Source organism: Marinobacter sp. F4206 (assembly GCF_019392195.1).
Lineage (GTDB): Bacteria > Pseudomonadota > Gammaproteobacteria > Pseudomonadales > Oleiphilaceae > Marinobacter.
Genome location: NZ_JAHXKI010000004.1, coordinates 176,499 through 201,401, shown reverse-complemented (window position 1 = coordinate 201,401; position 24,903 = coordinate 176,499). Strand labels below are relative to the sequence as shown.

The following is a 24,903-nucleotide window of genomic DNA, read 5'->3' as shown; positions in this document are numbered from 1 at the left end:
GCTCTCGTCACGGCATGCGTAGTGTGCACCCGGGTAAGACTTTTGAATATAAGCCTTTGGTTGAAGGCCCTGCGCCGTTGCAGGGCCTTCGGGGTGCTTAACCTGGTCAGAACAGTATAGCGTCTACTCGGAAAGCTGCTGCTTATGTGGCGCGCTGCAGCAGGAGGTTCCGGATATGACCGATTGCCCTGGTGGGGTTCAGACCTTTCGGGCAGACGCTCACGCAGTTCATGATACCCCTGCAGCGGAAAACACTGAACGGATCATCCAGGTTAGCCAGACGCTCTGCCTGGGCAGTGTCCCGGCTGTCAGCCAGGAAGCGGTAGGCCTGAAGGAGGCCGGCAGGACCGATAAACTTATCGGGATTCCACCAGAAGGACGGGCAGGAAGTGGAGCAGCAGGCACAGAGAATACACTCGTACAGGCCATCCAGCTTTTCCCGGTCTTCCGGTGACTGCAGGCGCTCAATTGCCGGAGCCGGCGTGTTGTTCACCAGGTACGGCATGACCTTCTCGTACTGCTGGTAGAACAAGCTCATATCGACAACCAGGTCCCGGATAACCGGCAGGCCCGGCAGTGGACGCAGGACCAGCTTGTCACCCTTAACGACCTGAGACACAGGCGTAATGCAGGCCAGTCCATTCTTGCCGTTCATATTCATACCATCAGAGCCGCAAACGCCCTCACGGCAGGAACGACGGTAGGCAACCGACGGATCCTTTTCCTTCATCAGGTTCAGAACATCCAGAACCATCAGGTCCTTGCCTTCCGGAAGCTCCAGATCAACGTCCTGCATATAAGGGGCGTTATCGGTTTCCGGGTTATAACGATAAAGGCTTACCAACATTGTCTGCGTCCCCCTTAGTAAGTCCGGATCTTCGGCTGGAAGGTATCGACGGTCTTGGGCGCGAAGTTTACGTCACGCTTGCCAACACGCTTGTCCAGCGGGAAATAAAGAGAGTGCTTGAGCCAGTTTTCGTCGTCACGCTCGGTGAAGTCGTTACGGGCATGCGCACCACGGCTCTCTTTGCGCTCATACGCGGAGATGGCAGTGGCGAGCGCAACCTCGTACAGGTTGTCCAGCTCCAAAGCCTCAATACGCGCGGTGTTGAAAGCACTACTGGTATCAGCCAGCTTGGTGTTGCGAACACGCTCACCAATCGCTTCCAGTTTTTTGAGGCCTTCTTCCATGCTGTCGCCATCGCGGAACACACCGAAGTACAGCTGCATGCAGCTCTGGAGATCCTTGCGGACCTCGGCAACGCTCTCGCCCTCGGAGGCGCCATTCAGACGATCCAGGCGCGCCATGGCACGCTTGATGTCTTCTTCGCTGGCGCCATCTACTTCGAACCCGCCACGCAATTGCTCTTCGATGTGCAGACCGGCCGCACGACCGAATACAACCAGATCAAGCAGCGAGTTGCCGCCCAGACGGTTGGCACCATGAACAGACACACACGCCGCTTCACCACAAGCAAACAGACCGGGGATTGGCTTGTCGTTACCGTTCTCATCCTGGGTCAACGCCTGACCACCCACGTTGGTGGGAATACCGCCCATCATATAGTGGCAGGTCGGGACCACCGGAATTGGCTCTTTCACCGGATCCACGTGGGCGAAGGTACGGGACAGCTCACAGATCCCCGGCAGACGCAGGTTCAGGGTTTCTTCACCCAGGTGATCCAGCTTCAGCAGAACATGATCCTTGTCCGGACCACAGCCACGACCCTCGAGAATCTCGATGACCATGGAGCGGGCCACGACATCACGGCCAGCAAGGTCTTTCGCGTTCGGAGCGTAACGCTCCATGAACCGCTCGCCCTCGGCGTTGATCAGATAGCCACCCTCACCGCGGCAACCTTCTGTGACCAGTGTGCCGGCTCCGTATATCCCGGTCGGATGGAACTGCCACATTTCCATATCCTGCATCGGGAACCCGGCGCGCAGCGCCATGCCGATGCCGTCGCCAGTGTTGATCAGGGCGTTCGTTGTCGAGGAATAGATACGGCCAGCGCCGCCTGTTGCCAGCACAGTCGCCTTACACTTGATGTAGGCCACCTCACCCGTTTCGATTTCAATCGCTACAACGCCAACCACTTCATCTTTGCTGTTCTTCACCAGGTCAACGGCATACCACTCGTTCAGGAAGGTCGTGCCCCCCTTGAGGTTTGCCTGATACAGGGTGTGCAGAAGCGCATGACCGGTACGATCGGCAGCGGCACAGGTGCGCGCCGCCTGCGTGGGGTTATCCGGCCCCTTGGACTGGCCACCGAACGGGCGCTGATAGATACGGCCCTGCTCGGTACGGGAGAACGGCAGGCCCATGTGTTCAAGCTCGAAAACCGCCTGGGGACCTACGGAACACATGTACTCGATTGCGTCCTGGTCACCGATGTAATCGGAACCCTTGACGGTGTCATACATATGCCAGCGCCAATCATCGTTGGGATCGGCACTTGCAATGGCACAGGTAATGCCGCCCTGGGCCGACACAGTGTGAGAACGCGTCGGAAAAACCTTCGTGATACAAGCAGTGTTGACGCCGGATTCGGTCAACTGCAGGGCGGCACGCATACCGGCACCGCCACCACCGATAACAATCGCGTCATAAGACATGGTCTTGATGTTAGCCATCGATTAAAGCCCCCAAAGAATCTGAATACCCCAGACCACGTACACGAACATGGTCAAACCACACGCCGCCTGCACGATAAACCTGGGCCCCATGGCCTTGATGTAGTCCGTGGTCACTGTCCAGAGACCAACCCAGGCGTGCGCACCAATGGAAAGAAGCGCCATCAGGGTAAAAATACGGAACCAGGTCTGACCAAACAGAGCCGACCAGGTTTCATAGTTAACATCAGTAGTTACCATGAAGCCGAGCAGGAAAATTGTATATAAAGCAAGTACGTAGGCGGTTACCCGCTGGATCAGCCAGTCAAAAACACCACTGCGACCCAGATTCGTGACGCTGTTTACCATACCCAGACTCCTGCCAGAACGATGAGAATGACGGAAACCACAATCGTGATCTTCGCGGCGAGGCGGCCGCTTTCCAGCTCTTCACCAATGCCCATATCCATGAACAGGTGCTTGATACCTGCAACCAGGTGGTACAGCAGAGCAGATAAGATGCCCCAGATAATCAGCTTGGCAAGGAAGCTGTCCAGCAGTTCACTCACACGACTGAAGCCCCCTTCCCCGGACAGGGAAAGCTGAAGTCCGTAAAGCATGAACGCAACACCAACGAAAATGATGATGCCGCTGATGCGGTGCAGAATGGACGTAATGGCTGGCAGCGGAAAATGAAACTTGCCGAGATCGAGATTTACTGGTCGTTTACTATTCACAGCGCTCTCACACTCTCTCTTGATTCCACGATACCGGAACACCGGCTGCGGATAGTTGGTATGTAAGGATCAGCGTGCTGATACGAGACCGGCACACGATTGGCTCAGGAGGAAGGACTATACGCTTGAACACCGGCAGCCAGGCGCTGCTGAAGCAAGGTATATCCCCGATTCCGGGCTACGGATTATAAGGAGTACCCCCGCTAATTACAAACGCGCAACACGGCTGGACCCACGGAATTCAGGGGCTTAAGGCAGCTATATGGACTATTGACAAAAGCTATTCTGCCGCACAATCAACGTTATTCGGGATATCACTGATTTACAGAGGCGGCCAAAAACTGCCAATTCTGGACTCTTCCATTGACAAAAAAAGCCAACGCCCTATATTTTGCCGCCAGTTTTGCGATAATACGCGCCTTCTAGCGCATCTATAAATGCAGATTAAGCTGACAAGCTGACATATAGGAGAGCACCATGACCGACAGGAAAGCCACGCTCTCGGTGGGTGATAAGTCCATTGAGTTACCTGTATATTCCGGCACCGTCGGCCCTGACGTTATCGACGTACGAGGCCTGGTCCAGGAAGGCGTTTTTACTTATGACCCAGGGTTCGTATCCACAGCAGCCTGCGAATCTGCCATCACTTACATCGACGGTGCAAACGGCGTTCTCCTGCACCGCGGCTACCCCATTGAACAGCTTGCCGAGCATTCTGACTACCTTGAAGTCTGCTATCTGCTACTGAAAGGCGAACTGCCGACTCCAGAAGAAAACAAGCAATTCCACGATACCATCAAGAACCACACCATGCTGCATGACCAGATGCGCAACTTCTTCCACGGCTTCCGTCGTGACGCGCACCCGATGGCCATCATGTGTGGCGTGGTTGGCGCACTGTCTGCGTTCTACCACGACCAGATGGACGTCACCAGCGAGCATCAGCGCGACATCACTGCGCATCGACTGATCGCCAAGATGCCGACCATTGCAGCCTGGTGCTACAAGTACAGCATCGGCCAGCCGTTCATGTATCCGCGGAATGACCTGTCCTATTCCGAGAACTTCCTGCAGATGATGTTTGGCGTTCCTTGTGAGGAATACAAGCCAAATCCGATCCTGGCCAAGGCCATGGACAAGATCTTTATCCTGCACGCCGACCACGAACAGAACGCGTCCACGTCCACCGTACGCCTGGCCGGCTCAACCGGCGCCAACCCCTACGCATGCATTGCCTCAGGCATTGCAGCACTCTGGGGCCCTGCTCACGGTGGTGCCAACGAAGCCGTTCTGGACATGCTGGCTGAAATTGGTGATGAGTCCAACATCGAGAAGTTCATCGCCAAAGCCAAGGACAAGGATGACCCGTTCCGCCTGATGGGCTTCGGCCATCGCGTCTACAAGAACTTCGACCCGCGCGCCAAAGTCATGGCGGAAACCGCTCACGAAGTTCTGACCGAGCTGGGCCTGGAAAACGACCCGCTCCTGCGGATCGCCCAGCGCCTGGAGAAGATCGCCCTGGAAGACGAGTACTTCGTTCAGCGCAAACTGTACCCGAACGTGGACTTCTATTCCGGCCTGATCCTCAAAGCCATCGGAATCCCGACGTCCATGTTCACCGTCATCTTCGCCCTGTCTCGCACCATTGGCTGGTTCTCTCACTGGAACGAGATGGTCAGCGGCAACTACCGTATCGGCCGCCCGCGCCAGCTGTATACCGGCTCCGAGGCAAGGGACTACCCGGAGAAGTAAGCCCGGTGCATGCTAGACTGAGCAACCAGAGAAAGGCCGCTGAATTCAGCGGCCTTTTTTTGTGGTAGCCCCTACACTAAAGTTCTAACAGAGACGACCGCGCGACTGTGATAACTTCAAATCACAAAAACCGAATCACAACTTCAGGAGTCCGCTATGACAACCACTGCAACTTTCATTGGCCTTGGGGTGATGGGTTACCCGATGGCCGGGCACCTGGCGAAGGCCGGCATCAACGTCAGAGTCTGGAACCGGACAATCGCCAAGGCGGAACAATGGGCCGGCGAGTACCCCGGCAAGGCCTGCAAGACAATTGCCGAAGCAGTGGAAGGCGCGGATTTTGTCATGACCTGTGTTGGCGCAGACAAAGACTTGGTCGAGGTGTTCGAGGGCGACGAGGGTATCATTGCGAACGCACCCGAAGGCGCCATCCTGGTTGACCACACCACCGCGTCGGCCGGCATTGCTGAACGACTGGCGGCCGCAGCCGCCGCCAAAAAGCAGGGCTTTATTGACGCCCCCGTTTCAGGCGGCCAGCAGGGTGCTGAAAATGGGAAGCTGACAGTAATGTGCGGTGGCTCGGATTCCGACTTCGCCAGAGCCCAACCCCTGATGGACCATTACGCCCGAGCCGTGAACCTCCTGGGCCCCGCGGGAAGCGGACAGAAAACCAAAATGGTCAATCAGATTGCTATTGCCGGTCTTGTTCAGGGTCTGTCCGAAGCCCTGCACTTCGCCGAACAGGCAGAGCTGGATGTTCGCAAGGTGGTGGATGTGATCTCAAAAGGCGCCGCGCAATCCTGGCAGATGGAAAACCGGTCCGGAACGATGATCGACGGCGAATTCGATCATGGCTTTGCGGTGGACTGGATGCGCAAGGATCTAGGAATCTGTCTCGAAGAAGCCCGGAAGGTAAATGCCTCACTCCCCGTGACAGCCCTTGTGGACCAGTTTTACGGCGATGTCCAGGAAATGGGCGGGCGCCGATGGGATACGTCCTCGCTGATTCAGAGGCTGCGGAAGTTCCGGTAAATCCAAATAAAAAAAGGGGGCAAAGCCCCCTTTTTTTGACAGCTTCAAGCTACTTCTCCTTTGGCTGCCACTTGCCATTGACATACCAAGCGGACCAGCCGGTCGCCTTGCCATCCTTTTCCGACATGACATACTGCTCCTTGGACTTTCGACTGTAGCGAATGACCGTCGGATTGCCCTCCGGATCCGCCTCCGGCGCCTCCATTAGGAAATCGTACTTTGGATCAATTTCCTTGCGATGGGGCTTGATCTCTTTCACGAGCGGCGGACGAGTCTCACGATTTTTCGGGAACTTACTGGCCGCAAGGAACAGACCCGACGCGCCGTCACGCAACACATAGGTGTCATCGACTTTCTGACACTGCAGCTCCGGCATCGGAACCGGATCCATTTTAGGCGGCGCCGGTTCACCACTCTTCAGCAACTTGCGGGTATTCTTGCACTCGGTATTCGTGCACCCGAAATACTTGCCAAAACGGCCAGTCTTGAGCTGCATCTCGGAACCGCATTTGTCGCACTCCAGCGTCGGCCCGTCATAGCCCTTGATTTTGAAAGTACCCTGCTCGACTTCGTAACCTGAACAGTCCGGGTTATTACCGCAGACGTGCAGCTTCCGGGTTTCGTCAATCAGGTAGCTGTCCATGGCCGTCCCACACTTTGGACAGCGGCGCTTTTTGCGAAGAAGTCGCGTTTCACCCTCGCCTTCAACATCATCGTCGGCACTGACAACTTCATCACCCGAGACCAGGTTAATCGTGGTCTTACAGCGCTCCTTGGGCGGCAACGAATACCCGGAACAGCCGAGGAAAACACCGGTACTGGCTACCCGAATCTGCATGTTTCGCCCACAGCTCGGGCACGGAATATCGGTTTCCGTGGGTGTGTTGGCACGCATGCCATCACCCTCGGAACCCTCAGCCGTTTCAAGCTGCTGACGGAACCGGCCATAGAAGTCGTTCAGCACCTTTTTCCATTCAACATCGCCTTCAGCAATTTCGTCGAGCTCGTCTTCCATCCGGGCGGTGAAATCAAAGTCCATCAGATTCGGGAACGATTCGGACAGTCGCTCGGTGACAATCTCACCCATTTTTTCGGCGTAGAAACGACGGTTCTGAAGCCTTACATAACCGCGATCCTGGATCGTGGATATGATTGATGCATAGGTGGACGGACGCCCTATCCCCTGCTTCTCCAGCTCCTTGACCAGACTCGCTTCGGTGTAGCGCGGCGCTGGCTTGGTGAAATGCTGGCTCGGGTCCAGCTTTTTCATATCCAGCACTTCGTCAACCTGAATGTCCGGCAAGGCCACATCTTCGTCTTTCTTCGCCGATTGAGGCGCGGCTTTGAGAAAACCTTCAAACTTGATAATTCGACCGCGTGTACGCAGCTCGTAGTCGCCATTGGCAACCACGATAGAGGTGCTCAGGAACTCCGCGTCGGCCATCTGACAGGCAATGAACTGGCGCCAGATCAGGTCGTAGAGCTTCTCTGCGTCCTTCTCAAGCCCACTGATATCCGAGGGCCGGCGACTGACTTCAGTTGGACGGATGGCTTCGTGGGCTTCCTGCGCGCCTTCCTTACTGCCATAGACACGCTGCTTTTCGGGCAGGTAGCGCTCCCCGAATTGCTTTTGGATGTAATCCCGGCAACCGGCAATCGCATCCTGGCTCAGGTTGGTCGAGTCGGTACGCATGTAGGTGATGAACCCCGCCTCATACAGACGCTGAGCGAGCATCATGGTCTTCTTGACACTGAACCCCATCCGGTTACTTGCTGCCTGCTGGAGCGTCGAGGTAATGAAGGGCGCCGATGGCCTTGATTTCGTGGGCTTGTCTTCGCGCTTGGCAACCTTGAAGGTTCCCGCTTTAAGACGACCTACATGCTCTTTGCTCTGCCCTTCATTTACCGGCCGATATGGCTTGTCTGCGTATCGGGTGACCTCAAAGCGAACTGGCTGATCGGCCTGGGCGGATGCCAGGTCTGCATGCAGTTGCCAGAACTCTTCCGGTACAAACTTTCGGATTTCCCGTTCCCGCTCAACAATCAGGCGAACCGCAACGGATTGAACACGCCCTGCCGACAGGCCCCGGGCAATCTTCGCCCAAAGCAACGGCGAGACCATATAACCAACAACCCGATCCAGGAAACGACGGGCCTGCTGGGCATTTACTCGATTGTTATCGAGGGCACCGGGGTCTTTGAATGCTTCCTGAATGGCACGCTTGGTGATCTCGTTGAAGACCACCCGACGGTATTTTTCAGGTTCACCACCGATGGTTTGCTGGAGGTGCCAGGCAATTGCCTCTCCTTCGCGATCCAAATCCGTCGCGAGGTAAATATGGTCGGCAGACTTGGCAAGGCGCTTGAGTTCGCTGACAACCTTCTCCTTACCGGGAAGGATCTCGTAGCGGGCATCCCAATTCTTGTCGGGATCGACACCCATTCGAGCGACCAACTGCTCTTTGGCCTTGCGCTTCTTATGGGCCGCTTTCTCGTCCGGGTCCATTTTTCGGGTAAGCGCAGCTTGCCGAGCACGCTCTTTTGGATCGCTCTGGGACCCGCTGCCACTCACGGGAAGGTCGCGAATGTGCCCCACACTCGACTTTACGATGAAGTCTGAGCCGAGGTATTTGTTGATGGTCTTCGCTTTCGCTGGTGACTCGACAATTACGAGACTTTTACCCATATCGGAGATCTGTATCCTTGGCGATAAATCGGTCAATAAATCAGCAAACCGTAAACTCGCTGTAAAATCAGTCGGCTAGAAAACAAACACTCGCCGCCATTCTGTATAGGCTCACTGTTTTACAGGGTCAAGAATAGCAAGACAACCCATTATTAGGTTTCTGTCCTGCTTTTTTCAAAAACCGGGACCTACCCACAGTAGCCCGCAAACAGAAAGGCCCGGCGTGCTGCCGGGCCTTCTGCGAGTGCGTTACCAATCCTCCTCAGAGAATCAGAGACGCTCCCATACGGTCGCAATACCCTGACCAAGACCGATACACATGGTGGAAACACCAAGCTTACCGCCTTTGGCCTGCATTACGTTCAGCAGGGTTGTGGAGATACGTGCACCGGAGCAGCCCAGCGGATGGCCCAAGGCAATCGCACCGCCATTCAGGTTCACCTTCTCTTCCATCACGCCCAGCAGTTTCAGGTCCTTCAGAACCGGAAGCGACTGACCAGCGAAGGCTTCGTTCAGTTCCCAGAAGTCGATATCTTCGACTTTCAGGCCTGCACGCTTCAGAGCCTTCTTGGTGGCCGGAACCGGGCCGTAACCCATGATCGCGGGATCACAGCCGGCAACGGCCATGCTGCGGATTCTGGCGATCGGCTTCAGGCCAAGCGCTTCCGCACGCTCAGCAGACATCAGTACCATTGCAGCGGCACCGTCAGTCAGCTGCGAAGACGTACCGGCAGTAACGGTACCGTTCTTCGGATCGAATGCCGGACGCAGCTGGCCCAGGGACTCGACAGTTGTTTCCGGACGAATGGTTTCGTCCTGCTCAATCAAGACCTTGAAGCCATTCTCGTCGTGACCCTCGATGGGCACAATCTCATTCTTGAAACGGCCTTCAACAGTCGCTTCGTGGGCCAGGCGATGAGAACGGGCACCAAACTCGTCCTGCTGTTCACGGGTAATACCGTGCATCTTCGCCAGCATTTCCGCAGTCAGGCCCATCATGTTGGAGGCCTTGGCAGAATACTTGGAAGCCGCTGGATTGTGGTCAAAGCCTTCGGTCATGGGCACGTGACCCATGTGCTCGACACCACCGACCAGGAACATATCGCCGTTGCCAGTCTGAATAGCCTGTGCAGCGGTATGAATGGCTGACATGGCAGAACCACACAAACGGTTTACGGTCTGGGCTGCAGACTCATGAGGGATACGGGTCAGCAGGGAAATCTGCCGTGCCACGTTAAAGCCCTGCTCTTTGGTCTGGTTCACACAGCCCCAGATCACATCTTCAACTTCTTTCGGGTCGAGCTTCGGGTTGCGCTCGAACAGTGCTTCGATCAGCGCAGCCGACAGGGTCTCTGCGCGCACGTTACGGAAGCAACCATTCTTGGCACGACCCATCGGAGTCCGCACGCAATCGACGACGACAACGTCTCTCGGATTAAGGCTCATAGATCTTTCTCCGTTCGGAAATCTCGTTCAGGGTTAGCCAAAGAACTTCTTGCCAGTCTTGGCCATTTCACGCAGCTTCTCGGTCGGGTGATAAAGAGGACCCAGATCTGCATACTTGTCTGCCAGCTCGACGAACGCGTCTACACCCATGTCGTCGATATAGCGCAGGGCACCACCACGGAACGGCGGGAAGCCGATACCGAAGATCAGACCCATATCCGCGTCTGCCGGATCCTCTACGATGCCGTCTTCCAGGCAGCGCACGGTTTCCAGACACAGCGGAATCATCATCCGGGCAATGATGTCTTCTTCATCAAAGTCCTTCTTACCCTGAACAACAGGCTCAATCAGCTTGTAGACTTCTTCATCTACAACCTTCTTGGGCTTGCCCTTCTTGTCGGTTTCATACTTGTAGAAACCCTTGTCATTCTTCTGACCGTAACGGTTGTTCTCGAACATCACATCAATAGCGGACTTGTTCTCGTCCTTCATGCGATCCGGGAAACCCTCGGCCATTACTTCATTGGCGTGCTTGGCGGTGTCCATACCTACTACGTCCAGCAGGTAAGCCGGACCCATGGGCCAGCCAAACTTCTCCATCACCTTGTCGACTTTCTGGAAGTCGGCGCCGTCACGAACCAGGCCAGCAAAGCCGCCAAAGTACGGGAACAGTACCCGGTTAACCAGGAAGCCCGGGCAGTCGTTGACGACGATCGGCGTCTTGCCCATGGCCTTGGCGTAGGCAACGGTGGTCGCAATGGCGCGATCACTGGTCTTTTCGCCGCGAATAACCTCAACCAGCGGCATCATGTGCACCGGGTTGAAGAAGTGCATGCCACAGAAGTTTTCCGGACGCTTCAGGTTCTTGGCCAGAAGATCGATGGAAATCGTGGAAGTGTTGGAGGTCAGGATGGCGTCCTCACGCACCGCATCTTCGGTCTCGCGCAGAACCGCGTCCTTTACCTTCGGGTTCTCAACAACGGCTTCAACCACCAGATCTACGTTCTTGAAATCGCCGTAGTTCAGGGTCGGCGTGATGCTGTTGAGCACGTCCGCCATTTTGCTAGCGTCCATCTTGCCCTTCGATACACGCTTGGCCAGCAGCTTCTTGGCCTCGTCCAGGCCGAGCTTGATGCCGTCCTGAGCAATGTCCTTCATGATGATCGGCGTGCCCTTCAGCGCGGACTGGAACGCCACACCGCCACCCATGATGCCGGCACCGAGAACGGCCGCCAGGTTGACATCATTGGCTTCTTTTTCCCACGCCTTGGCCTTCTTCTTCAGCTCCTGATCGTTCAGGAACAGACCTACCAGGCATGCAGCCACGTTGGTTTTCGCCATCTTGGCGAAACCTTTGGCTTCTACCTCAATCGCCTTGTCGCGAGTCATCCCGGCATGCTTCTGCATCACCTTGATGGCTTCGACCGGAGCCGGGTAGTTCTTGCCTGCTTTGCCCGCAACAAAGGCCTTGGAGATCTCGAACGCCATCATGCTTTCCATGGCATTCAGCTTGATCTTGCCCTTCTTTTCTTCACGACGGGCCTGGTTGTCCAGCTTGCCTTCGTTGACCTGATTGATGATGCCAACGGCCGCGTCGAGTAGCTTGTCGGATTCAACAACCGCATCTACTGCACCCACTTTCAGTGCCGCATCGGCACGGTTTTCCGTGCCGCCGCTGATCCACTCAACGGCATTATCCACACCGACCAGACGAGACAGACGCACAGTACCGCCAAAGCCAGGGAAAATACCCAGCTTTACTTCCGGCAGTCCAACCTTGGCCTTCTTGTCCATAACGCGGTAATCAGTGGCCAGACACATTTCAAAACCACCACCCAACGCCATGCCATTAATGGCAGTCACGGTCGGGAACGGGAGGTCTTCAACCTCATTGAAAACGTCATTGGCCTTGAGATTGTTGGCTACCAGATCCTCTTCCGAGCCGGCAAACAGCTCGGTGAATTCGGTAATGTCGGCGCCAACAATAAAACTGTCCTTGGAACTGGTAACCACCAGACCCTTCAGGTTCTTCTGCGCTTTGATTGCGTCAGTAGCGGCACCCAGCTCTTCGATAGTGAGACGGTTGAACTTGTTCACTGACTCGCCCTGCAAGTCAAAGTTCAACTGAGCGATCCCGCCTTCGATCTCTTTAACCGTGATGGCTTTACCTTCGTAAATCATCAACTGATCTCCAGTCTGTGTTTGGAACTGCTTCCAACCACCCTTGCCGGGCTTGAACACGGCAATCAGGTGGTTGTTTGTGCAGCGAGATTTCGGTCACTGCCCGATCGTTCGATCCAAAAAATTCATACAGTCGTTTGAATCGTGAGGGCACACGATGAAAAAAAAACGGACGTTTGTCAATTTGTTTCTTATTTGGCAGGCAGAAAAGTCATTGCTGATGGGGCCGAGCCCCATCCAACATCGAAAGCTTTTTTGCTAATTCCCGGAAATACGGAATGCATCTGAGAAAATTCTTGAACTTTATCTCTCAAATTTCATACTTGTTTACAGTTGTCGCCCGTGGGACGGCCAAAACCGCTTGATTGGCCAGCGAAGTTACTTTAACTTCGATCTACGACTTTGGTCCACAATAATAAAACAGCATTACGGAGATCCATCCGATGAAAGACACGCGCCTGCGGGTTCGTTCCCTGGTTACCGCCCTGATTCTGCTCGCAATTACCTCGATGGGTGTCCGCGCCCAGGAAACAGCGGGCGGATTTCTCTCGGACTTGCACGAGTTTCGCGTCAACAACTACATGGCGCTGGACGCCTACTACCGTTTCAGCGCAAGCGGAGACACCGAAACGCTGAACGAAATAGTTGTCGGCATCAATTCCGCCAATGACGCCATGAACACCATTATCGAGAGCACCACCGGCGTGCTGTCGGCCGAGCAAATCGAAGGGTTGAACCAGGAATTTGACAAGTTCAAAGGCCTGATGCGCAGCAACATCAACGACGTTCGCAAAACCGGATACCCGGACCTTCGACTCGTGTCAGACATGGCCAACCAGGCACTGACCATGAACAACATGGCCACGGATCTTTATCAGGTAGCCCAGGAAAGCGGGCAAACGGAAACCAACCCCCGGATCGAGGCGGCCCGATCCGCAGCGGTCAAGATGGCCCAGATGATGGCGAAATACTCGGTTCGCACGAACTCGTCCGTATCCCAGACTTTTCAGGGCTCCTCCACTGAGAAACCCCTCGACGAGCAGGCCCGCGAATTCGATCAACTGCTTGCGACCGTCATGCGGGGGGATTCAGCCCCCGAACTCAAGGACGTAATGAACGACGTTTCCTCGAAATGGGAGTTCATCCGTGGGTCCTACATCAACTACAACGAGAAAAACGTTGGCTTCGTAATCGATCGATACTCCAAGGGTATTCTCAAAGGTCTCTCAACCACGATCGAGCTGTTACAGAGCAACGCCTGACCCCTTCCCAATCATCTCCGGCGGGTGTAATTACCCGCCAGAATTCATTTTTTCCTCCTCGTTTATTGATGCTCATCAGTTACCCGCTACACTTTTCGGATTAGATTCGACGTACTATTCTGAACATATATACGCGCACGAAGGAGTGATGCGATGTCCGCCTACAAGAAGATGTTAGTTGCCATTGACCTGACCGAAGAAGCTCCCCAGGTGCTAAACAAGGCCAAGGCTGTGAGCGAAGCCCATGGCGCCGAATTGATGCTTATTCACGTGGTAGAGCCGGTCGGTTACGCCTACGGCGGCGATATCCCCATGGACTTGACCGAACTGCAGGATCAGCTGGACAAGGCGGCGCATGAGCAACTGGCAAGTTATGGCGACCAATACGGGATCCCCAAGAGCAGCCAGATCGTCACAGTAGGACGCCCGGAATCGGAAATTCACCGTCTGGCAAAAGAACAGCAGGTGGATATGATCATTGTCGGGAGCCACGGCCGAAAGGGATTTCAGCTATTGCTGGGATCGACCGCCAACGGCGTTCTGCACGGCACCGAATGTGACGTACTGGCAGTTCGGATCAACTGATCAGGTGAGTGCCCGGGAGGTTCTCCCGGGCTTCTGTCTGGCATTGATCAAGCAGGCATCTTTACTGCGCTTCCCCGCCCATCTTGGCTTCAAGCTTTCTGAGCTGACTCTCCAGCGAAAAGCTCACACTTGAAGCCATGGAGAAGAAGTTCAGGAGCGCCTTCAGATTGCTGTCACCCTTACAGACAGAGTGGATCCTCTGCCAAAGGGCCTGATTAACCAGCTGAAGCCGCTGATTCCTTTCCACCAGTCCTTTGAGTTCCCAGTCGGGCTCGTGATCATTCCGTTTGGCGAAGTATTGCTGCAGCAGGTAATGAGACACGCTCCGCATGATGAACTCATCGCTGTTGGCGAACGGCAGATGATGTATCGCCATTGGCTTAAGCTCAGCCAGAACCGGACAGCCGCTGGTCGCCATCTTGAGCCCCAGAAGCGATCTCAACGCCTCCTCCAGCGCCGTCTGTTTCACATAGCTGCGACGATCATCGGTTACGGTGACTTCAACCTTCTGGTAGGCGTCATCAGCCTGAAAAGCCTCCACCACCGGCAGGATTTCAGTTGCCGCCGGACAGTTTTCCGCCTCACTTGACTTCAGGGGGCAATTTGAACACTGGCAGTGCTCCAGTTTGACCCAGGAAGGCTGACTACCCGACGCTTTTGACGGCTGATCGGTCACCTTGAATTCAACGGCACGCCCGTCCTGAAACCTGAAACTGTAATTTACATTCATTGACTCGCCTGTTCCTCCAGCTCCATCCACCGCTCAATCACCTGCTCCAGACGGGCTTCCTTATCCGTCAACTCCTCAAGAGTGGCCGAGACTTCGTTCGGTGGGCCTGAGTAAAAATCTGCATCTGCGATTGTACTCTGCAGTCGGGCAATTTCCTGTTCCAATGCCTCAATTTTTCCCGGTAATTCGTCCAGCTCCAGTTTAAGCTTGTAACTAAGCTTTGCGGGCTTTGATTTTGTCGACTGGCCCACAGGTTTGGCGTCTGATTTCGCGTACTTACCGCTGTTATCGGAGCCGGATTGCTTGTCCTGCTTATCCGGCCGATTACCGGTGGCCTCAGATGGAAAACAGCCTCCCTGACGACGCCAGTCGCTGTAGCCGCCCACATACTCCCGGACTCGTCCCGATCCGTCGAGAAACACCGTTTCTGTCACGACATTGTCCAGAAACTCACGATCGTGACTGATGACGATAACGGTCCCTTTGAACTCCGCCAGCTGCTCTTCCAACAGCTCCAGGGTTTCTACGTCCAGGTCGTTGGTAGGCTCATCCAGCACCAGAATGTTCGCTGGCTTACTGAACAGCTTGGCCAACAGGAGCCGCGCCCTCTCCCCTCCGGAGAAGACTCTGACCGGCGACCGTGCGCGCTCGGGAGTAAACAGGAATTCCTGAAGATAACCCAGAACGTGCTTACTTTGGCCATTGATCTCAATAAATTCCCGGCCTTCCGAAAGATTGTCGAGCGCATTTTTGGTCAGATCCAGTTCGCCGCGAAGCTGGTCGAAATACGCCACCTGGAGATTGGTTCCAAGCCGCACCGAACCTTCCGTGGGCTCCAGATCCCCAAGCAAAAGACGAACGAGCGTGGTTTTCCCGGTTCCATTTTCACCAACGAGCCCGATCTTGTCGCCACGCATGACGGTCAGGTTCAGCTCACGAATAATATCAGCCTGATTTGAATAGCCGAATCCGGCATCCCGGGTCTCAACCACCAACTTGCCTGAACGCGCCGCATCTTCAACGGCAAAGCTGGCCGTTCCACCACGAACCCGACGTTGACGATGCTCCTCACGCATGGCCTTGAGAGCCCGAACCCGGCCCATGTTGCGGGTTCTCCGAGCCTTGATGCCCTGGCGAATCCAGGCCTCTTCCTGCTTCAAGCGCTTGTCGAAAAGGGCATTCTGACGCTCCTCCTCCTCGAGAGCTTTCTCCTTCAGCTGCAAATACTTGTCGTAGTTTGCCGCAAAACTGACAAGCTGCCCCCGGTCCAATTCCACAATCCGGGTTGCCATGCGGCGAATAAACGCCCGGTCGTGACTAACAAATAGCATTGCACCCCGGAACTGCCCGAGGGCTTCTTCAAGCCAGGCAATGGCGGGCACATCCAGGTGGTTCGTGGGCTCATCCAGCAGGAGAATATCGGGCTCACCGACCAAGGCTCTCGCCAGCAACACGCGGCGCTGCCAACCTCCGGACAGCGTATCCAGGCGACGCTCGGGATCGATACCGTACTGGGCCAGAATGGTGGTGACCTTCTGATCCAGGCGCCATCCATCCAGCGCCTCCAATCGCTCCTGAACCTTCATCATCCGGTCAAGACTGGCTTCATCAGCCTGTTGGGACAGACGGTGGAATTCAGTCAGCAGATCGCCCGTTTCCGGAAAGGCACCGGCAACCACATCGTAAGCTGTCCGAGCATCCTCTGTCGGCAGGTTCTGAGGAAGCACTGCCAGCACCGCGCCATCCTCCAGACGCACCAAACCACCATCGGAGACAACGTCGCCACTTACGATTTTCAGCAGGGTCGATTTGCCCTCCCCGTTCCGTCCCAGGAGACACACACGCTCACCGGCTTCCACGACCAGCGTTGCCTGATCAAGCAATGGCTGCATCCCGAAGGCCAGGGACACTGAATCCAACGTTAATAATGGCACGTTAGGTTTTACTCCGTTTTGGTGATTGTGACCGGATCGCCCACCCGGACCCGGCCTGCCGACTCGTGAATCGCGTTCATGCCGAAGATGACACCATCCTCGGTGCGCCGGTATTGCGACAGGGTTCTTAGCGGCTGGACAGAGCCATCCTTGACACCCGCATCCGGATCGACGGTTGTCATTACGCAGCGCGAACAGGGCTTGACCAGATCAAGCGAGATATCTCCCACGCCAAGAGCCCGCCAATGATCCTCCTCCCACGGTCCGGCGCCATCGACGACCATGTTCGGCCGGAACCGGCGCATCTCCACCGGCGTATCCAGGCGCCCGTTCAGCTCCTCGAGGGAGGCCCGGTTTGTTATCAGGAGGGGAAAACCATCGGCAAAACTGACGCGACGCAGATCCCGCACACGACTGGCATCCACCCTCCGAAAGGACTGATCAGGCATGAAGACAAATCTCCGGGGCTTGCCGCAAAAACGGCTGAGTGCTTCATTGACCTCAGGCTGAGCGACAAGGACCTGAACCCAATCTCGCCATACCAACGCTCTCAGGGAGCCCTTCCCGGGGCGGAGTAGATGCCGGCCCTGCCCCGGTATCTCGACTTCTACGTCACCATCAACCCGGGAAACACGGATCGTCGCGAGCTCAGGCTGGCTTCGCTGAGTCACGAAATTCCGATCCTCATCGATGATCATCCACCGCCGATCCCCGGCCGGACCGAAATCGTCCAGCACGAATTCCTGCACTGCGACACCTGCGAGGGATTTGACCGGATAAACCCAGAGCGAATGAACATTCATGTGGGAGCGCCTCCAGATCTGTCGTCATGCAGCATTTTGGGGGGGCGATTATACCTGAGCAGCCCGAGTAACGCCGAATTTGAGAGCTCCGGAAACGAAAAAACCCGGTTTCTTTCGAAACCGGGTTTTAAAATCTGGAGCGGGAAACGAGATTCGAACTCGCGACCCCAACCTTGGCAAGGTTGTGCTCTACCAACTGAGCTATTCCCGCAATGCTGAACGGTTGATACCGACAACGGAGGCGTATTCTACGGATCAGACGGCGGGCGTCAACCTCTTTTCCTAACTTTTTTATCGTGCTTTTCGCCCTGAACATAAACTGGTTATCGAACGACCAGAATTGGCCTTGGCATCATCGGGTCAGCCCTGATTTCCGGCAGCCTCAGCCTGGGTTGCCACATCGCCACCGTTACAATTCAGGAAACCCGAGCTGTGAAGCCATTCCTGGTCCGGGTAGTACTTGAACACCAGCTGACCGCCTTTAAGATTTTCCACCACCCGCTCTACAACCTCATTGTCGACAGCCGGACACCCATGACTCCGGCCAATCCGGCCGTACCTCGTCACCCAGGATTCATTCACGTAATCCGCACCGTGGATGACAATAGCCCGCTGACGGGCGAGATCATTAAAACCGGGTTCCAGACCATCAAGTCGCAGTGAATAGCCATGCTTGCCGTAATACGATTCGGCACCCCGAAACAGGCCAATACTCGACTGATGACTGCCCTCTATGTTGGAAAAATCCGTTGACTGGAACGTACCCGAGTTTTCGCCGTGAGCAACCAGATCCCTCAGCACCAATTCACCGCGAGCCAGATCGAATATCCAAAGCCGCTCTTCGCCGGAAGGCAACGAAAAATCGATCACCGCCAACCGTTCAGGCATCTCGACGCCAGAGGAGACGGCGCAACGGGAGGCGTTGAAGGCGCTATGAAGCACATCGCCATCAAGCATCGGGGCAGCCGAGGCCAAACGCGCCAGCAAGTCGTCGTCAAGAGTGGTGGCCATTGTTGGCAATGGAAAAACGGTACAGAGTGCGATCGCGAGACCAGGGCGCAAACATCGTCCCAAACAGAACATCCAGCTCCCCCAATAAAACGCTGGGGGCACGCGGATTGCGCACCCACCCCTCAAGAAGTGTCGCGCATTCTATCAGGCAAAATTGTTGCGCCGTTCAAGTTGTACAATTGCTATACAAATCGTTAAGAACATACAGTGTCAGATACTCCTAGACACCAACGCCAAGGGCCAGATCGACAATTCTGTCGACCGCTTTCTGGAGGGAATTTTCCTCGCCCTCGGGCAAGCCGAGAAGAATGTCGTACCCCATACCCAGAGCCACGTTCACGATCAACGCGGCATCCCGCTGGGGCAAAGGTGAGTCCAGGCGTTTTAACAGTTGCTCCAGCCCAGCCATCCAGGCCTGGCGATAGCTTCGCGCCAGCTTCGCCAGTCGCTCATCACGCAACGCCTCCATCAGAAAAACCTGTTCTGCAAGAATGCGCTCGCGCCCTTCCTTGAATTGGCTTTCCAAATAGGCCGTAGCAATAGCCGAAAGACGCCGGGCGATGTTCCAGCGGTCAGGGCTTGTCCGGGATAGCTGTTCTGGCGAATGGCTATCCAGAACCAGGTTTATCGTGTCATAGAAAGCCTGGAGGTCAGCGCTGGCCTTTTCTGCGAAAAACAGAAAGGCGTCACTGATCAGCTCATTGATGTCACGAAAGTAATACGTTGTGGCCGCGAGAGGGACACTCGCCTCTCTGGCAACCGAACGGTGTTTGATTCCGCGAATACCGTCCCGGGCAGCGATCCTCAACGTCGCCTCCAGTATTTCACGCCTGCGTACTTCGCTTTTTGCCCTTGCCACCCGACGCCCCCGGTAGCCGGGCGACTGCTCACCGTCGCTCAGATTTGACCTGATAGTCCATTCTCCGCCAGACCCCGCCTGTTCCTGTGCCATGTGCCGTTCCATCAGTGCTCTTCGCTGGTTTCCTGTAAAGTATGACGGAATGTGAGACCCCAAAACTTGATAGGCTCTGCAATTCTGACGCGCCGGAATGGTTAGCTTACTGACCGAATCGTCGGCCGCCGGAGAGGTAGGTTTTTTCCTCATCAGTCGAGGTTCGCCCAAGCACTTTGTTTCGATGAGGGAAGCGAGAGAAACGCTCGATAATGGCACAATGATCCCGCGCAGATTGGGCAAAGCTTTCCAGGAAATCACCGAGAATACCCGACGTAGAAGCAGACAGCTGTTCGTAGCACTCCACAGATATCCGCTGATCTTCGAGACGCTCCGAGTGCTGTAGCGGCATGTAGAGAAATGCCCGTTGAACCGGCACCAGAGAAATATCCTGCCCCTTGTTCATTGCCTGCCTGCAAAGCTTTCGGGCCTGGACGTCCTGATCAAAGGCCATGGCCGCACCCCGAAAGATATTCCGGGAGAACTGATCCAGCAGGATGATCTCAGCCAAAACTCCACCCGCTTCACTCCGCCAATGATCCAGGCCCTGTTCCGAGGCGAACAGAACCATGGAAAGAAACCGCCGGCGAATCTCCTGATCGAACCGTCGGTCGGACCGGAACCACCGGTTACGATGGTCACGGTCCGGCAACCCTTCACCATCCAGTTCTCCAAACCAGAAATCCAGAATCTCTTTCCAATCGAACATTAACCCTCACCCTGCTATTTTTAAGGTCTGCACACCGCTCTCGTGCGCGGTGGAGATTTACGACGGACCCCCGAACTACGATGACTCAGGAGAGCTGATGAGCAACCGCATTATTCTGTTGGCACACGGAAGCAGTGACAAGCGCTGGTGTGAGACTTTCGAGCATCTTGCCACTCCGACACTGAACGCGGTATCGGACTCCCGCATCGCCTATATGGAATTGGCGGAACCCTCGCTTGACGACATAGTGGCAGAAGGTGTGGCAGCCGGAGTGTCCAGGTTCACGATTGTGCCGCTGTTTCTTGCTGCCGGCCGACACCTTCGCAAGGATGTTCCGGCCATGATCAAAGCCCTTGAGGAATCGCACCAGGTGCACATTCACCTCGCTCCGCCCATTGGGGAGAACCCGCAACTTGGAGAGGCCATCAAAGACGTCGTGGTTCACCAACTGGCCGCATCGGACCAGTGAACAGAGAATTGATGGAGCACCTTGCGACAGGCGATACGACCATGGAGGACAAACCAGGTGAGTAAACGCATTCTGATTACCGGCGGCACCGGCTTCATCGGTAAGGTTCTTTGCCGGGAGCTGCTTGCGCGCGGCTATGACCTGACCGTCTTCAGCCGACAGGCCGCCGACGATGTCAGAGCCGGTTGCGGGCGGGTTGAGCCAACGCGGGATCTGAAGCAACTCCGATCCCACCCCGGCTTCCATGGTGTGATCAATCTGGCTGGCGAGGGTATTGCCGATAAACGGTGGTCAGACAAACGGAAGCAACAACTCCGCGATAGCCGCATCGGTGTAACCGAAACCCTTGTGGAAGTCATACGCACCTGGGAAACGCTCCCAGAAGTCCTGATCTCGGGTTCTGCCGTTGGTTTTTACGGTGACCAGGGGTCGTCGGTGGTTACCGAAAAGACCCCACCCCACGACGAATTCACTCATCGACTGTGCCGGGACTGGGAGAATGCCGCCTTGGCGCTGGGTGAAGACAAGGTCCGTATCTGCCTATCCAGAACCGGCGTTGTGGCAGGTCCAGGAGGCGGTTTCCTTGCCCGAATGGTGCCGCCTTTTAAACTGGGGCTCGGGGGCAGACTGGGGAGCGGGCTACAATTTATGCCGTGGGTGCACCGACAGGACGTTGTCAGAGCACTGATATGGATGCTTGAAAATAAGGACGCTGCCGGCCCGTACAATGTTGTCAGTCCAGAGCCGGCCACCAACGCCGAATTCACTCGCTGTCTGGGCAGAGTTCTCCACCGGCCGACGCTTTTCCCGGCTCCAGCCCCGGTTCTCAGGATTGCACTGGGCGAAATGGCCCGCCTGTTACTGACCGGGCAACATGCGATCCCGGCAAAGCTGACCGGACAGGGTTTCGAATTCCACTACCCCGAACTCGAGACGGCACTGGCGGATTGTGTGCAGTAAAGCGGAGCGGATGACCCGCAACGTATTTTTTTCAAAAAAGGCGTTGACACTCCCCGGAGCCTTACTTAATATACGCGCCACCTCGACGAGGCAAGGTTTTGAAAACGTTGCGTCCCCTTCGTCTAGTGGCCTAGGACTCCGCCCTTTCACGGCGGCAACAGGGGTTCGAACCCCCTAGGGGACGCCATTTCATTTCCTTTAATGGCAACCTTTTCTGAAAGGTTGTCAGACTGGCTTTCCGCCATGCTTCCGCTTTTCCGGCCCACGGCCATGCGCCTTCTGGTCTTTCATTACAAAGACCCCGACGCCGACAAAGAATCCCAGTACCAGCAGCACAGCAACAATCCCCGCGATAACGACAGCATCCATATACATTTTTTGCTCTCCAACCAATTAGTTACTTGATTGGGTTCAGATTACGCCGGCTTCGACCCGGAGGTATTGATCCATATCAACGGAACAGTTTCGAAAACCACACTCAAAACACTGAACCCCGACACATTTCTCTCGATTTTTCCTGTATTTGCAGGGCAATCAAAAGAAACTGCTGCTATAGTCGGAAAGGTAACGACACCTCCGTTCCCCTAAACCAGACTGGGTGGCAGAAGTTCACGGCATGCCAAAACTGTCGACGCGGCTCCAACGTTTTCGAAAAAGCTCTCCCCTGTCCTTCAGGCTGCTGGCGTGGATACTTTTGTTCAGCTCGGTCTTTACCCTGATCGCTTCGGGCATCCAGATTTACTCCGACTATCGCAAAGACCTCTCCCAAATTGATAACCGCATGATGGTTGTCGAATCAGGCTACGCGTCCAGCCTGGCCAGAAGTCTCTGGGCCCTGGACCAGAAACTGCTGCAAACCCAAATGGAAGGGATACTCAGTCTCCCGGACATCGTGCATTTAAGGTTGCGGATCGAGCCAGACTCCGAGCTGGTGATGGGCGATATTTCACGAGGCTCCCAAACCCGCTCCCACAGCTTCAGTCTGGTCCACCAGGGTGATGAGATGTTCAAGCTTGGCGAGCTGACGGTCACCGCGGACCTCGAACGGGTTTATAAGGAGATGGAACGAAAGGTCGGCATCATTCTGGCCACCCAGTTCCTGAAAACCTTCTTCGTCTCCATTCTGATCATCCTGATCTTCCAGCATTTCGTGACTCGACATCTGTCCACCATGGCGGCCTACGCACGCGATTTCAGCCTCGCCAATCTCTCGCGCCCCCTAGTCCTCGACCGGCCTGAAACGCCATCGAATCGCAATGACGAGCTGGGGCGAGTAACCGATGCCATCAATCAGATGCGGGAGCGACTGAACGACGATCTTGCTCGCCAGGAGCGGGATGCCGCCGAGATCCACAAATTCTCCAAAGCCATCGAACAGAGCCCCTCCTCGGTTCTTATCTGCGATCGTCAATGGCGAATCGAGTTTGCCAACCAGAAATTCACTCAGCTGACTGGCTATGACGCCAAGTCGATCATTGGCAAGCACCCCGGATCACTGGGCGAAAACGATGTTGAGAATCGCGAAAGCCGGCATCTGTGGCAATCCATCCGGCTTCAGGTACAGCGTGTCGGCGTGTGGCAGGGCGAAGTTAACAGCGTCAGGAAAAACGGGGAAAGGTTCTGGGAACAGTTGATCGTCACCCCCATCAAGGATGCTGCCGGCCAGGCCACCGGCTACCTGATTCTTGGGGAAGACATCAGTATTCGCAAACGCTACGAACAACAGCTATTGCGTCAGGCGAACTACGACATTCTCACGGGCCTCCCCAACCGCATGCTCGCGCTGGACCGGCTCAAGCTGGCCCTGGCCCAGGCGCGGCGTGAAAACACCCTGGTCGGGGTCATGTTCCTGGACCTGGACAATTTCAAACACATCAATGACACCCTGGGTCACGACGCCGGCGATAACCTGCTGATTGAGGCCGCGCGTCGAATTTCGAGTTGCCTGAGGGGCACCAGTACTGTGGCCCGGCTCGGCGGGGACGAATTCCTGGTAATCCTGCCGGGCCTGACCGGCCCCGATGCCTCCTCACAGGTAGCCGACCGCATCCTGAAGACGTTCGAGCCGCCGTACATTCTTAACGGCCAGGAAGTGTTCGTCACCACCAGCATTGGCATTGCCATTTTCCCGACCGACTCCGACAACAGCGGAACCCTGCTTCAGCATGCAGACGCGGCCATGTACCAGGCCAAACACAAGGGCAAGAGCGCCTACGCCCACTTTGCACCCGAGATGACCGAAGTTTCCCACGAACGGCTGCAAATGGAGTCACGCATGAGACGGGCGCTCGAGCTGCAGGAGTTCGAGCTGAACTTCCAGCCCATCGTCCATACCGATTCCGGCAATCTGTGTTCCGTCGAGGCCCTGTTGCGCTGGAACAACCCGACAATGGGCATGGTCATGCCCGACCGCTTCATTCCGCTCGCGGAGGAAACCGGGTTGATCATCCCCATCGGCGAATGGGTTCTTGAAGAGGCGTGCAAAGCGGCGGTCGAGTGGAAAAAGATAACCGGACGGGATGTGGGAATCTCCGTTAACGTATCGCCCCGGCAATTCCGCGACCCGGGCTTTACCGACGCAGTCATGCGCGCCCTGTCGAACAGTGGCCTTGCGGCCGACCAGCTTGAACTGGAAATAACCGAGCGTCTGATCCTCGACAATTCAATTGAAACGGCGGAAATCCTTCGCGAACTCGACCGGGCCGGCATTCGACTATCCGTGGATGATTTTGGGACCGGCTACTCGGCGCTCAGTTATCTGAAGAGCTATCCGTTCGACACCCTGAAAATCGATAAGTCGTTCGTGCAGGATGTCATGAAGGAGCCCGAGGATGCGTCCCTGGTCCGCGCTATCATCAATATGGCCCACAGCCTTGGGCTGCGCGTCATTGCAGAGGGTGTCGAGGAGGAACCTCAAACCCATTTCCTCAAACAGGAAGGCTGCGATTTCTCCCAGGGCTACTTCTACAGCCGCCCCCTGCCCGCGCGTGACTTCGAGAACTGGCTCAAAACCAATCAGCGCGTACAGATCTGATCCTCAG

The 24,903-nt window shown here is 55.7% G+C and carries 21 protein-coding genes and 2 tRNA genes; 8 read left to right on the top strand and 15 right to left on the bottom strand.

The genetic code is table 11. The features are described from left to right. Nucleotides 1-142: 142 nt before the first annotated feature. The 4 genes from KZO34_RS16910 to sdhC are packed head-to-tail and all read right to left on the bottom strand — an operon-like array spanning nt 143 to nt 3,350. Entirely contained in the window at nt 143-847 is a 705-nt protein-coding gene (locus tag KZO34_RS16910; RefSeq protein WP_219478028.1) for a succinate dehydrogenase iron-sulfur subunit, read from the bottom strand. 14 nt (nt 848-861) lie between these two features. Further along, nucleotides 862-2,634: a succinate dehydrogenase flavoprotein subunit gene (gene sdhA, locus KZO34_RS16905; protein WP_219478027.1), complete on the bottom strand. Its 1,773-nt coding sequence runs from the start codon at nt 2,632-2,634 to the stop codon at nt 862-864. Nucleotides 2,635-2,637: 3 nt separating this feature from the next. After that, nucleotides 2,638-2,982 (bottom strand): succinate dehydrogenase, hydrophobic membrane anchor protein, encoded by a 345-nt coding sequence (gene sdhD, locus KZO34_RS16900; RefSeq protein ID WP_219478026.1) that lies wholly within the window; start codon nt 2,980-2,982, stop codon nt 2,638-2,640. Then, nucleotides 2,976-3,350: a succinate dehydrogenase, cytochrome b556 subunit gene (sdhC, locus tag KZO34_RS16895; protein ID WP_219478025.1), complete on the bottom strand. Its 375-nt coding sequence runs from the start codon at nt 3,348-3,350 to the stop codon at nt 2,976-2,978. Before sdhC ends, sdhD begins: the two co-directional genes overlap by 7 nt. 477 nt (nt 3,351-3,827) lie before the next feature. On the opposite strand from sdhC, the gene gltA reads away from it, so the two are divergent. Both gltA and KZO34_RS16885 read left to right on the top strand, forming a co-directional pair. Continuing rightward, on the top strand, nt 3,828-5,102 hold the full coding sequence (gene gltA / locus KZO34_RS16890; protein ID WP_219478024.1) for a citrate synthase: 1,275 nt from the start codon (nt 3,828-3,830) through the stop codon (nt 5,100-5,102). A 156-nt stretch (nt 5,103-5,258) separates the two neighbouring features. Further along, the gene (locus KZO34_RS16885; protein ID WP_219478023.1) at nt 5,259-6,134 is read left to right on the top strand and encodes an NAD(P)-dependent oxidoreductase; all 876 of its coding nucleotides are present in this window, start codon (nt 5,259-5,261) and stop codon (nt 6,132-6,134) included. 49 nt (nt 6,135-6,183) lie between these two features. Here the strand turns inward: KZO34_RS16885 and topA are convergent, their stop codons facing one another. The 3 genes from topA to fadB form a co-directional block, all read right to left on the bottom strand. Then, complete coding sequence (gene topA / locus KZO34_RS16880; protein ID WP_219478022.1) at nt 6,184-8,820, bottom strand: type I DNA topoisomerase; 2,637 nt, start codon at nt 8,818-8,820, stop codon at nt 6,184-6,186. A 270-nt stretch (nt 8,821-9,090) separates the two neighbouring features. Next, nucleotides 9,091-10,266, bottom strand: coding sequence for an acetyl-CoA C-acyltransferase FadA (gene fadA, locus KZO34_RS16875; protein ID WP_219478021.1), 1,176 nt, complete (start codon nt 10,264-10,266; stop codon nt 9,091-9,093). 33 nt (nt 10,267-10,299) lie between these two features. Then, complete coding sequence (gene fadB, locus KZO34_RS16870) at nt 10,300-12,447, bottom strand: fatty acid oxidation complex subunit alpha FadB (RefSeq protein ID WP_219478020.1); 2,148 nt, start codon at nt 12,445-12,447, stop codon at nt 10,300-10,302. A 443-nt stretch (nt 12,448-12,890) separates the two neighbouring features. Here fadB and KZO34_RS16865 point away from each other — a divergent pair, with 443 nt between their 5' ends. Beyond that, nucleotides 12,891-13,709: a hypothetical protein gene (locus KZO34_RS16865; RefSeq protein WP_219478019.1), complete on the top strand. Its 819-nt coding sequence runs from the start codon at nt 12,891-12,893 to the stop codon at nt 13,707-13,709. A gap of 153 nt (nt 13,710-13,862) precedes the next feature. Next, nucleotides 13,863-14,294 (top strand): universal stress protein, encoded by a 432-nt coding sequence (locus KZO34_RS16860; RefSeq protein WP_219478018.1) that lies wholly within the window; start codon nt 13,863-13,865, stop codon nt 14,292-14,294. A gap of 61 nt (nt 14,295-14,355) precedes the next feature. Here KZO34_RS16860 and KZO34_RS16855 read toward each other — a convergent pair whose 3' ends face one another. From KZO34_RS16855 to KZO34_RS16825, 7 genes are all read right to left on the bottom strand, one after another. Then, nucleotides 14,356-15,024, bottom strand: a complete 669-nt coding sequence (locus KZO34_RS16855; protein WP_219478017.1) for a DUF6901 family protein — start codon at nt 15,022-15,024, stop codon at nt 14,356-14,358. Continuing rightward, nucleotides 15,021-16,958 (bottom strand): ATP-binding cassette domain-containing protein, encoded by a 1,938-nt coding sequence (locus tag KZO34_RS16850; protein WP_219478016.1) that lies wholly within the window; start codon nt 16,956-16,958, stop codon nt 15,021-15,023. Before KZO34_RS16850 ends, KZO34_RS16855 begins: the two co-directional genes overlap by 4 nt. 8 nt (nt 16,959-16,966) lie before the next feature. After that, nucleotides 16,967-17,761: an MOSC domain-containing protein gene (locus KZO34_RS16845; RefSeq protein ID WP_219478015.1), complete on the bottom strand. Its 795-nt coding sequence runs from the start codon at nt 17,759-17,761 to the stop codon at nt 16,967-16,969. A gap of 135 nt (nt 17,762-17,896) precedes the next feature. Beyond that, nucleotides 17,897-17,972 (bottom strand) — tRNA-Gly (locus KZO34_RS16840). Nucleotides 17,973-18,121: 149 nt separating this feature from the next. Next, on the bottom strand, nt 18,122-18,772 hold the full coding sequence (locus KZO34_RS16835) for a murein L,D-transpeptidase catalytic domain family protein (RefSeq protein WP_257900496.1): 651 nt from the start codon (nt 18,770-18,772) through the stop codon (nt 18,122-18,124). 220 nt (nt 18,773-18,992) lie between these two features. Then, a complete protein-coding gene (locus KZO34_RS16830; protein ID WP_219478013.1) occupies nt 18,993-19,724 on the bottom strand; it encodes a TetR/AcrR family transcriptional regulator in 732 nt (243 codons plus the stop codon). 106 nt (nt 19,725-19,830) lie between these two features. Next, nucleotides 19,831-20,433: a DUF924 family protein gene (locus tag KZO34_RS16825; protein ID WP_219478012.1), complete on the bottom strand. Its 603-nt coding sequence runs from the start codon at nt 20,431-20,433 to the stop codon at nt 19,831-19,833. Nucleotides 20,434-20,530: 97 nt separating this feature from the next. Between KZO34_RS16825 and KZO34_RS16820 the strand changes: the two genes are divergently transcribed. The 3 genes from KZO34_RS16820 (at nt 20,531) to KZO34_RS16810 (ending at nt 22,049) form a co-directional block, all read left to right on the top strand. Then, complete coding sequence (locus KZO34_RS16820; protein ID WP_219478011.1) at nt 20,531-20,902, top strand: sirohydrochlorin chelatase; 372 nt, start codon at nt 20,531-20,533, stop codon at nt 20,900-20,902. A gap of 57 nt (nt 20,903-20,959) precedes the next feature. Further along, nucleotides 20,960-21,862 (top strand): TIGR01777 family oxidoreductase, encoded by a 903-nt coding sequence (locus tag KZO34_RS16815; protein ID WP_219478010.1) that lies wholly within the window; start codon nt 20,960-20,962, stop codon nt 21,860-21,862. Between the two features lie 111 nt (nt 21,863-21,973). Further along, nucleotides 21,974-22,049: transfer RNA gene (locus tag KZO34_RS16810), tRNA-Glu, on the top strand. A gap of 38 nt (nt 22,050-22,087) precedes the next feature. Here KZO34_RS16810 and ccoM read toward each other — a convergent pair. After that, entirely contained in the window at nt 22,088-22,237 is a 150-nt protein-coding gene (gene ccoM / locus KZO34_RS16805; RefSeq protein WP_219478009.1) for a cytochrome c oxidase subunit CcoM, read from the bottom strand. Between the two features lie 241 nt (nt 22,238-22,478). Between ccoM and KZO34_RS16800 the strand changes: the two genes are divergently transcribed. Further along, on the top strand, nt 22,479-24,896 hold the full coding sequence (locus tag KZO34_RS16800; RefSeq protein ID WP_219478008.1) for a bifunctional diguanylate cyclase/phosphodiesterase: 2,418 nt from the start codon (nt 22,479-22,481) through the stop codon (nt 24,894-24,896). The last annotated feature ends 7 nt before the right edge of the window (nt 24,897-24,903 follow it).

Excerpts from the sequence above, each read along its gene's own strand:
- KZO34_RS16910 (WP_219478028.1), bottom strand. The coding sequence starts at position 847 with ATGTTGGTAAGCCTTTATCGTTATAACCCGGAAACCGATAACGCCCCT.
- sdhA (WP_219478027.1), bottom strand. The coding sequence starts at position 2,634 with ATGGCTAACATCAAGACCATGTCTTATGACGCGATTGTTATCGGTGGT.
- sdhD (WP_219478026.1), bottom strand. The coding sequence starts at position 2,982 with ATGGTAAACAGCGTCACGAATCTGGGTCGCAGTGGTGTTTTTGACTGG.
- gltA (WP_219478024.1), top strand. The coding sequence starts at position 3,828 with ATGACCGACAGGAAAGCCACGCTCTCGGTGGGTGATAAGTCCATTGAG.
- KZO34_RS16885 (WP_219478023.1), top strand. The coding sequence starts at position 5,259 with ATGACAACCACTGCAACTTTCATTGGCCTTGGGGTGATGGGTTACCCG.
- topA (WP_219478022.1), bottom strand. The coding sequence starts at position 8,820 with ATGGGTAAAAGTCTCGTAATTGTCGAGTCACCAGCGAAAGCGAAGACC.
- fadA (WP_219478021.1), bottom strand. The coding sequence starts at position 10,266 with ATGAGCCTTAATCCGAGAGACGTTGTCGTCGTCGATTGCGTGCGGACT.
- fadB (WP_219478020.1), bottom strand. The coding sequence starts at position 12,447 with ATGATTTACGAAGGTAAAGCCATCACGGTTAAAGAGATCGAAGGCGGG.
- KZO34_RS16865 (WP_219478019.1), top strand. The coding sequence starts at position 12,891 with ATGAAAGACACGCGCCTGCGGGTTCGTTCCCTGGTTACCGCCCTGATT.
- KZO34_RS16860 (WP_219478018.1), top strand. The coding sequence starts at position 13,863 with ATGTCCGCCTACAAGAAGATGTTAGTTGCCATTGACCTGACCGAAGAA.
- KZO34_RS16855 (WP_219478017.1), bottom strand. The coding sequence starts at position 15,024 with ATGAATGTAAATTACAGTTTCAGGTTTCAGGACGGGCGTGCCGTTGAA.
- KZO34_RS16845 (WP_219478015.1), bottom strand. The coding sequence starts at position 17,761 with ATGAATGTTCATTCGCTCTGGGTTTATCCGGTCAAATCCCTCGCAGGT.
- KZO34_RS16835 (WP_257900496.1), bottom strand. The coding sequence starts at position 18,772 with ATGGCCACCACTCTTGACGACGACTTGCTGGCGCGTTTGGCCTCGGCT.
- KZO34_RS16830 (WP_219478013.1), bottom strand. The coding sequence starts at position 19,724 with ATGGCACAGGAACAGGCGGGGTCTGGCGGAGAATGGACTATCAGGTCA.
- KZO34_RS16825 (WP_219478012.1), bottom strand. The coding sequence starts at position 20,433 with ATGTTCGATTGGAAAGAGATTCTGGATTTCTGGTTTGGAGAACTGGAT.
- KZO34_RS16820 (WP_219478011.1), top strand. The coding sequence starts at position 20,531 with ATGAGCAACCGCATTATTCTGTTGGCACACGGAAGCAGTGACAAGCGC.
- ccoM (WP_219478009.1), bottom strand. The coding sequence starts at position 22,237 with ATGTATATGGATGCTGTCGTTATCGCGGGGATTGTTGCTGTGCTGCTG.
- KZO34_RS16800 (WP_219478008.1), top strand. The coding sequence starts at position 22,479 with ATGCCAAAACTGTCGACGCGGCTCCAACGTTTTCGAAAAAGCTCTCCC.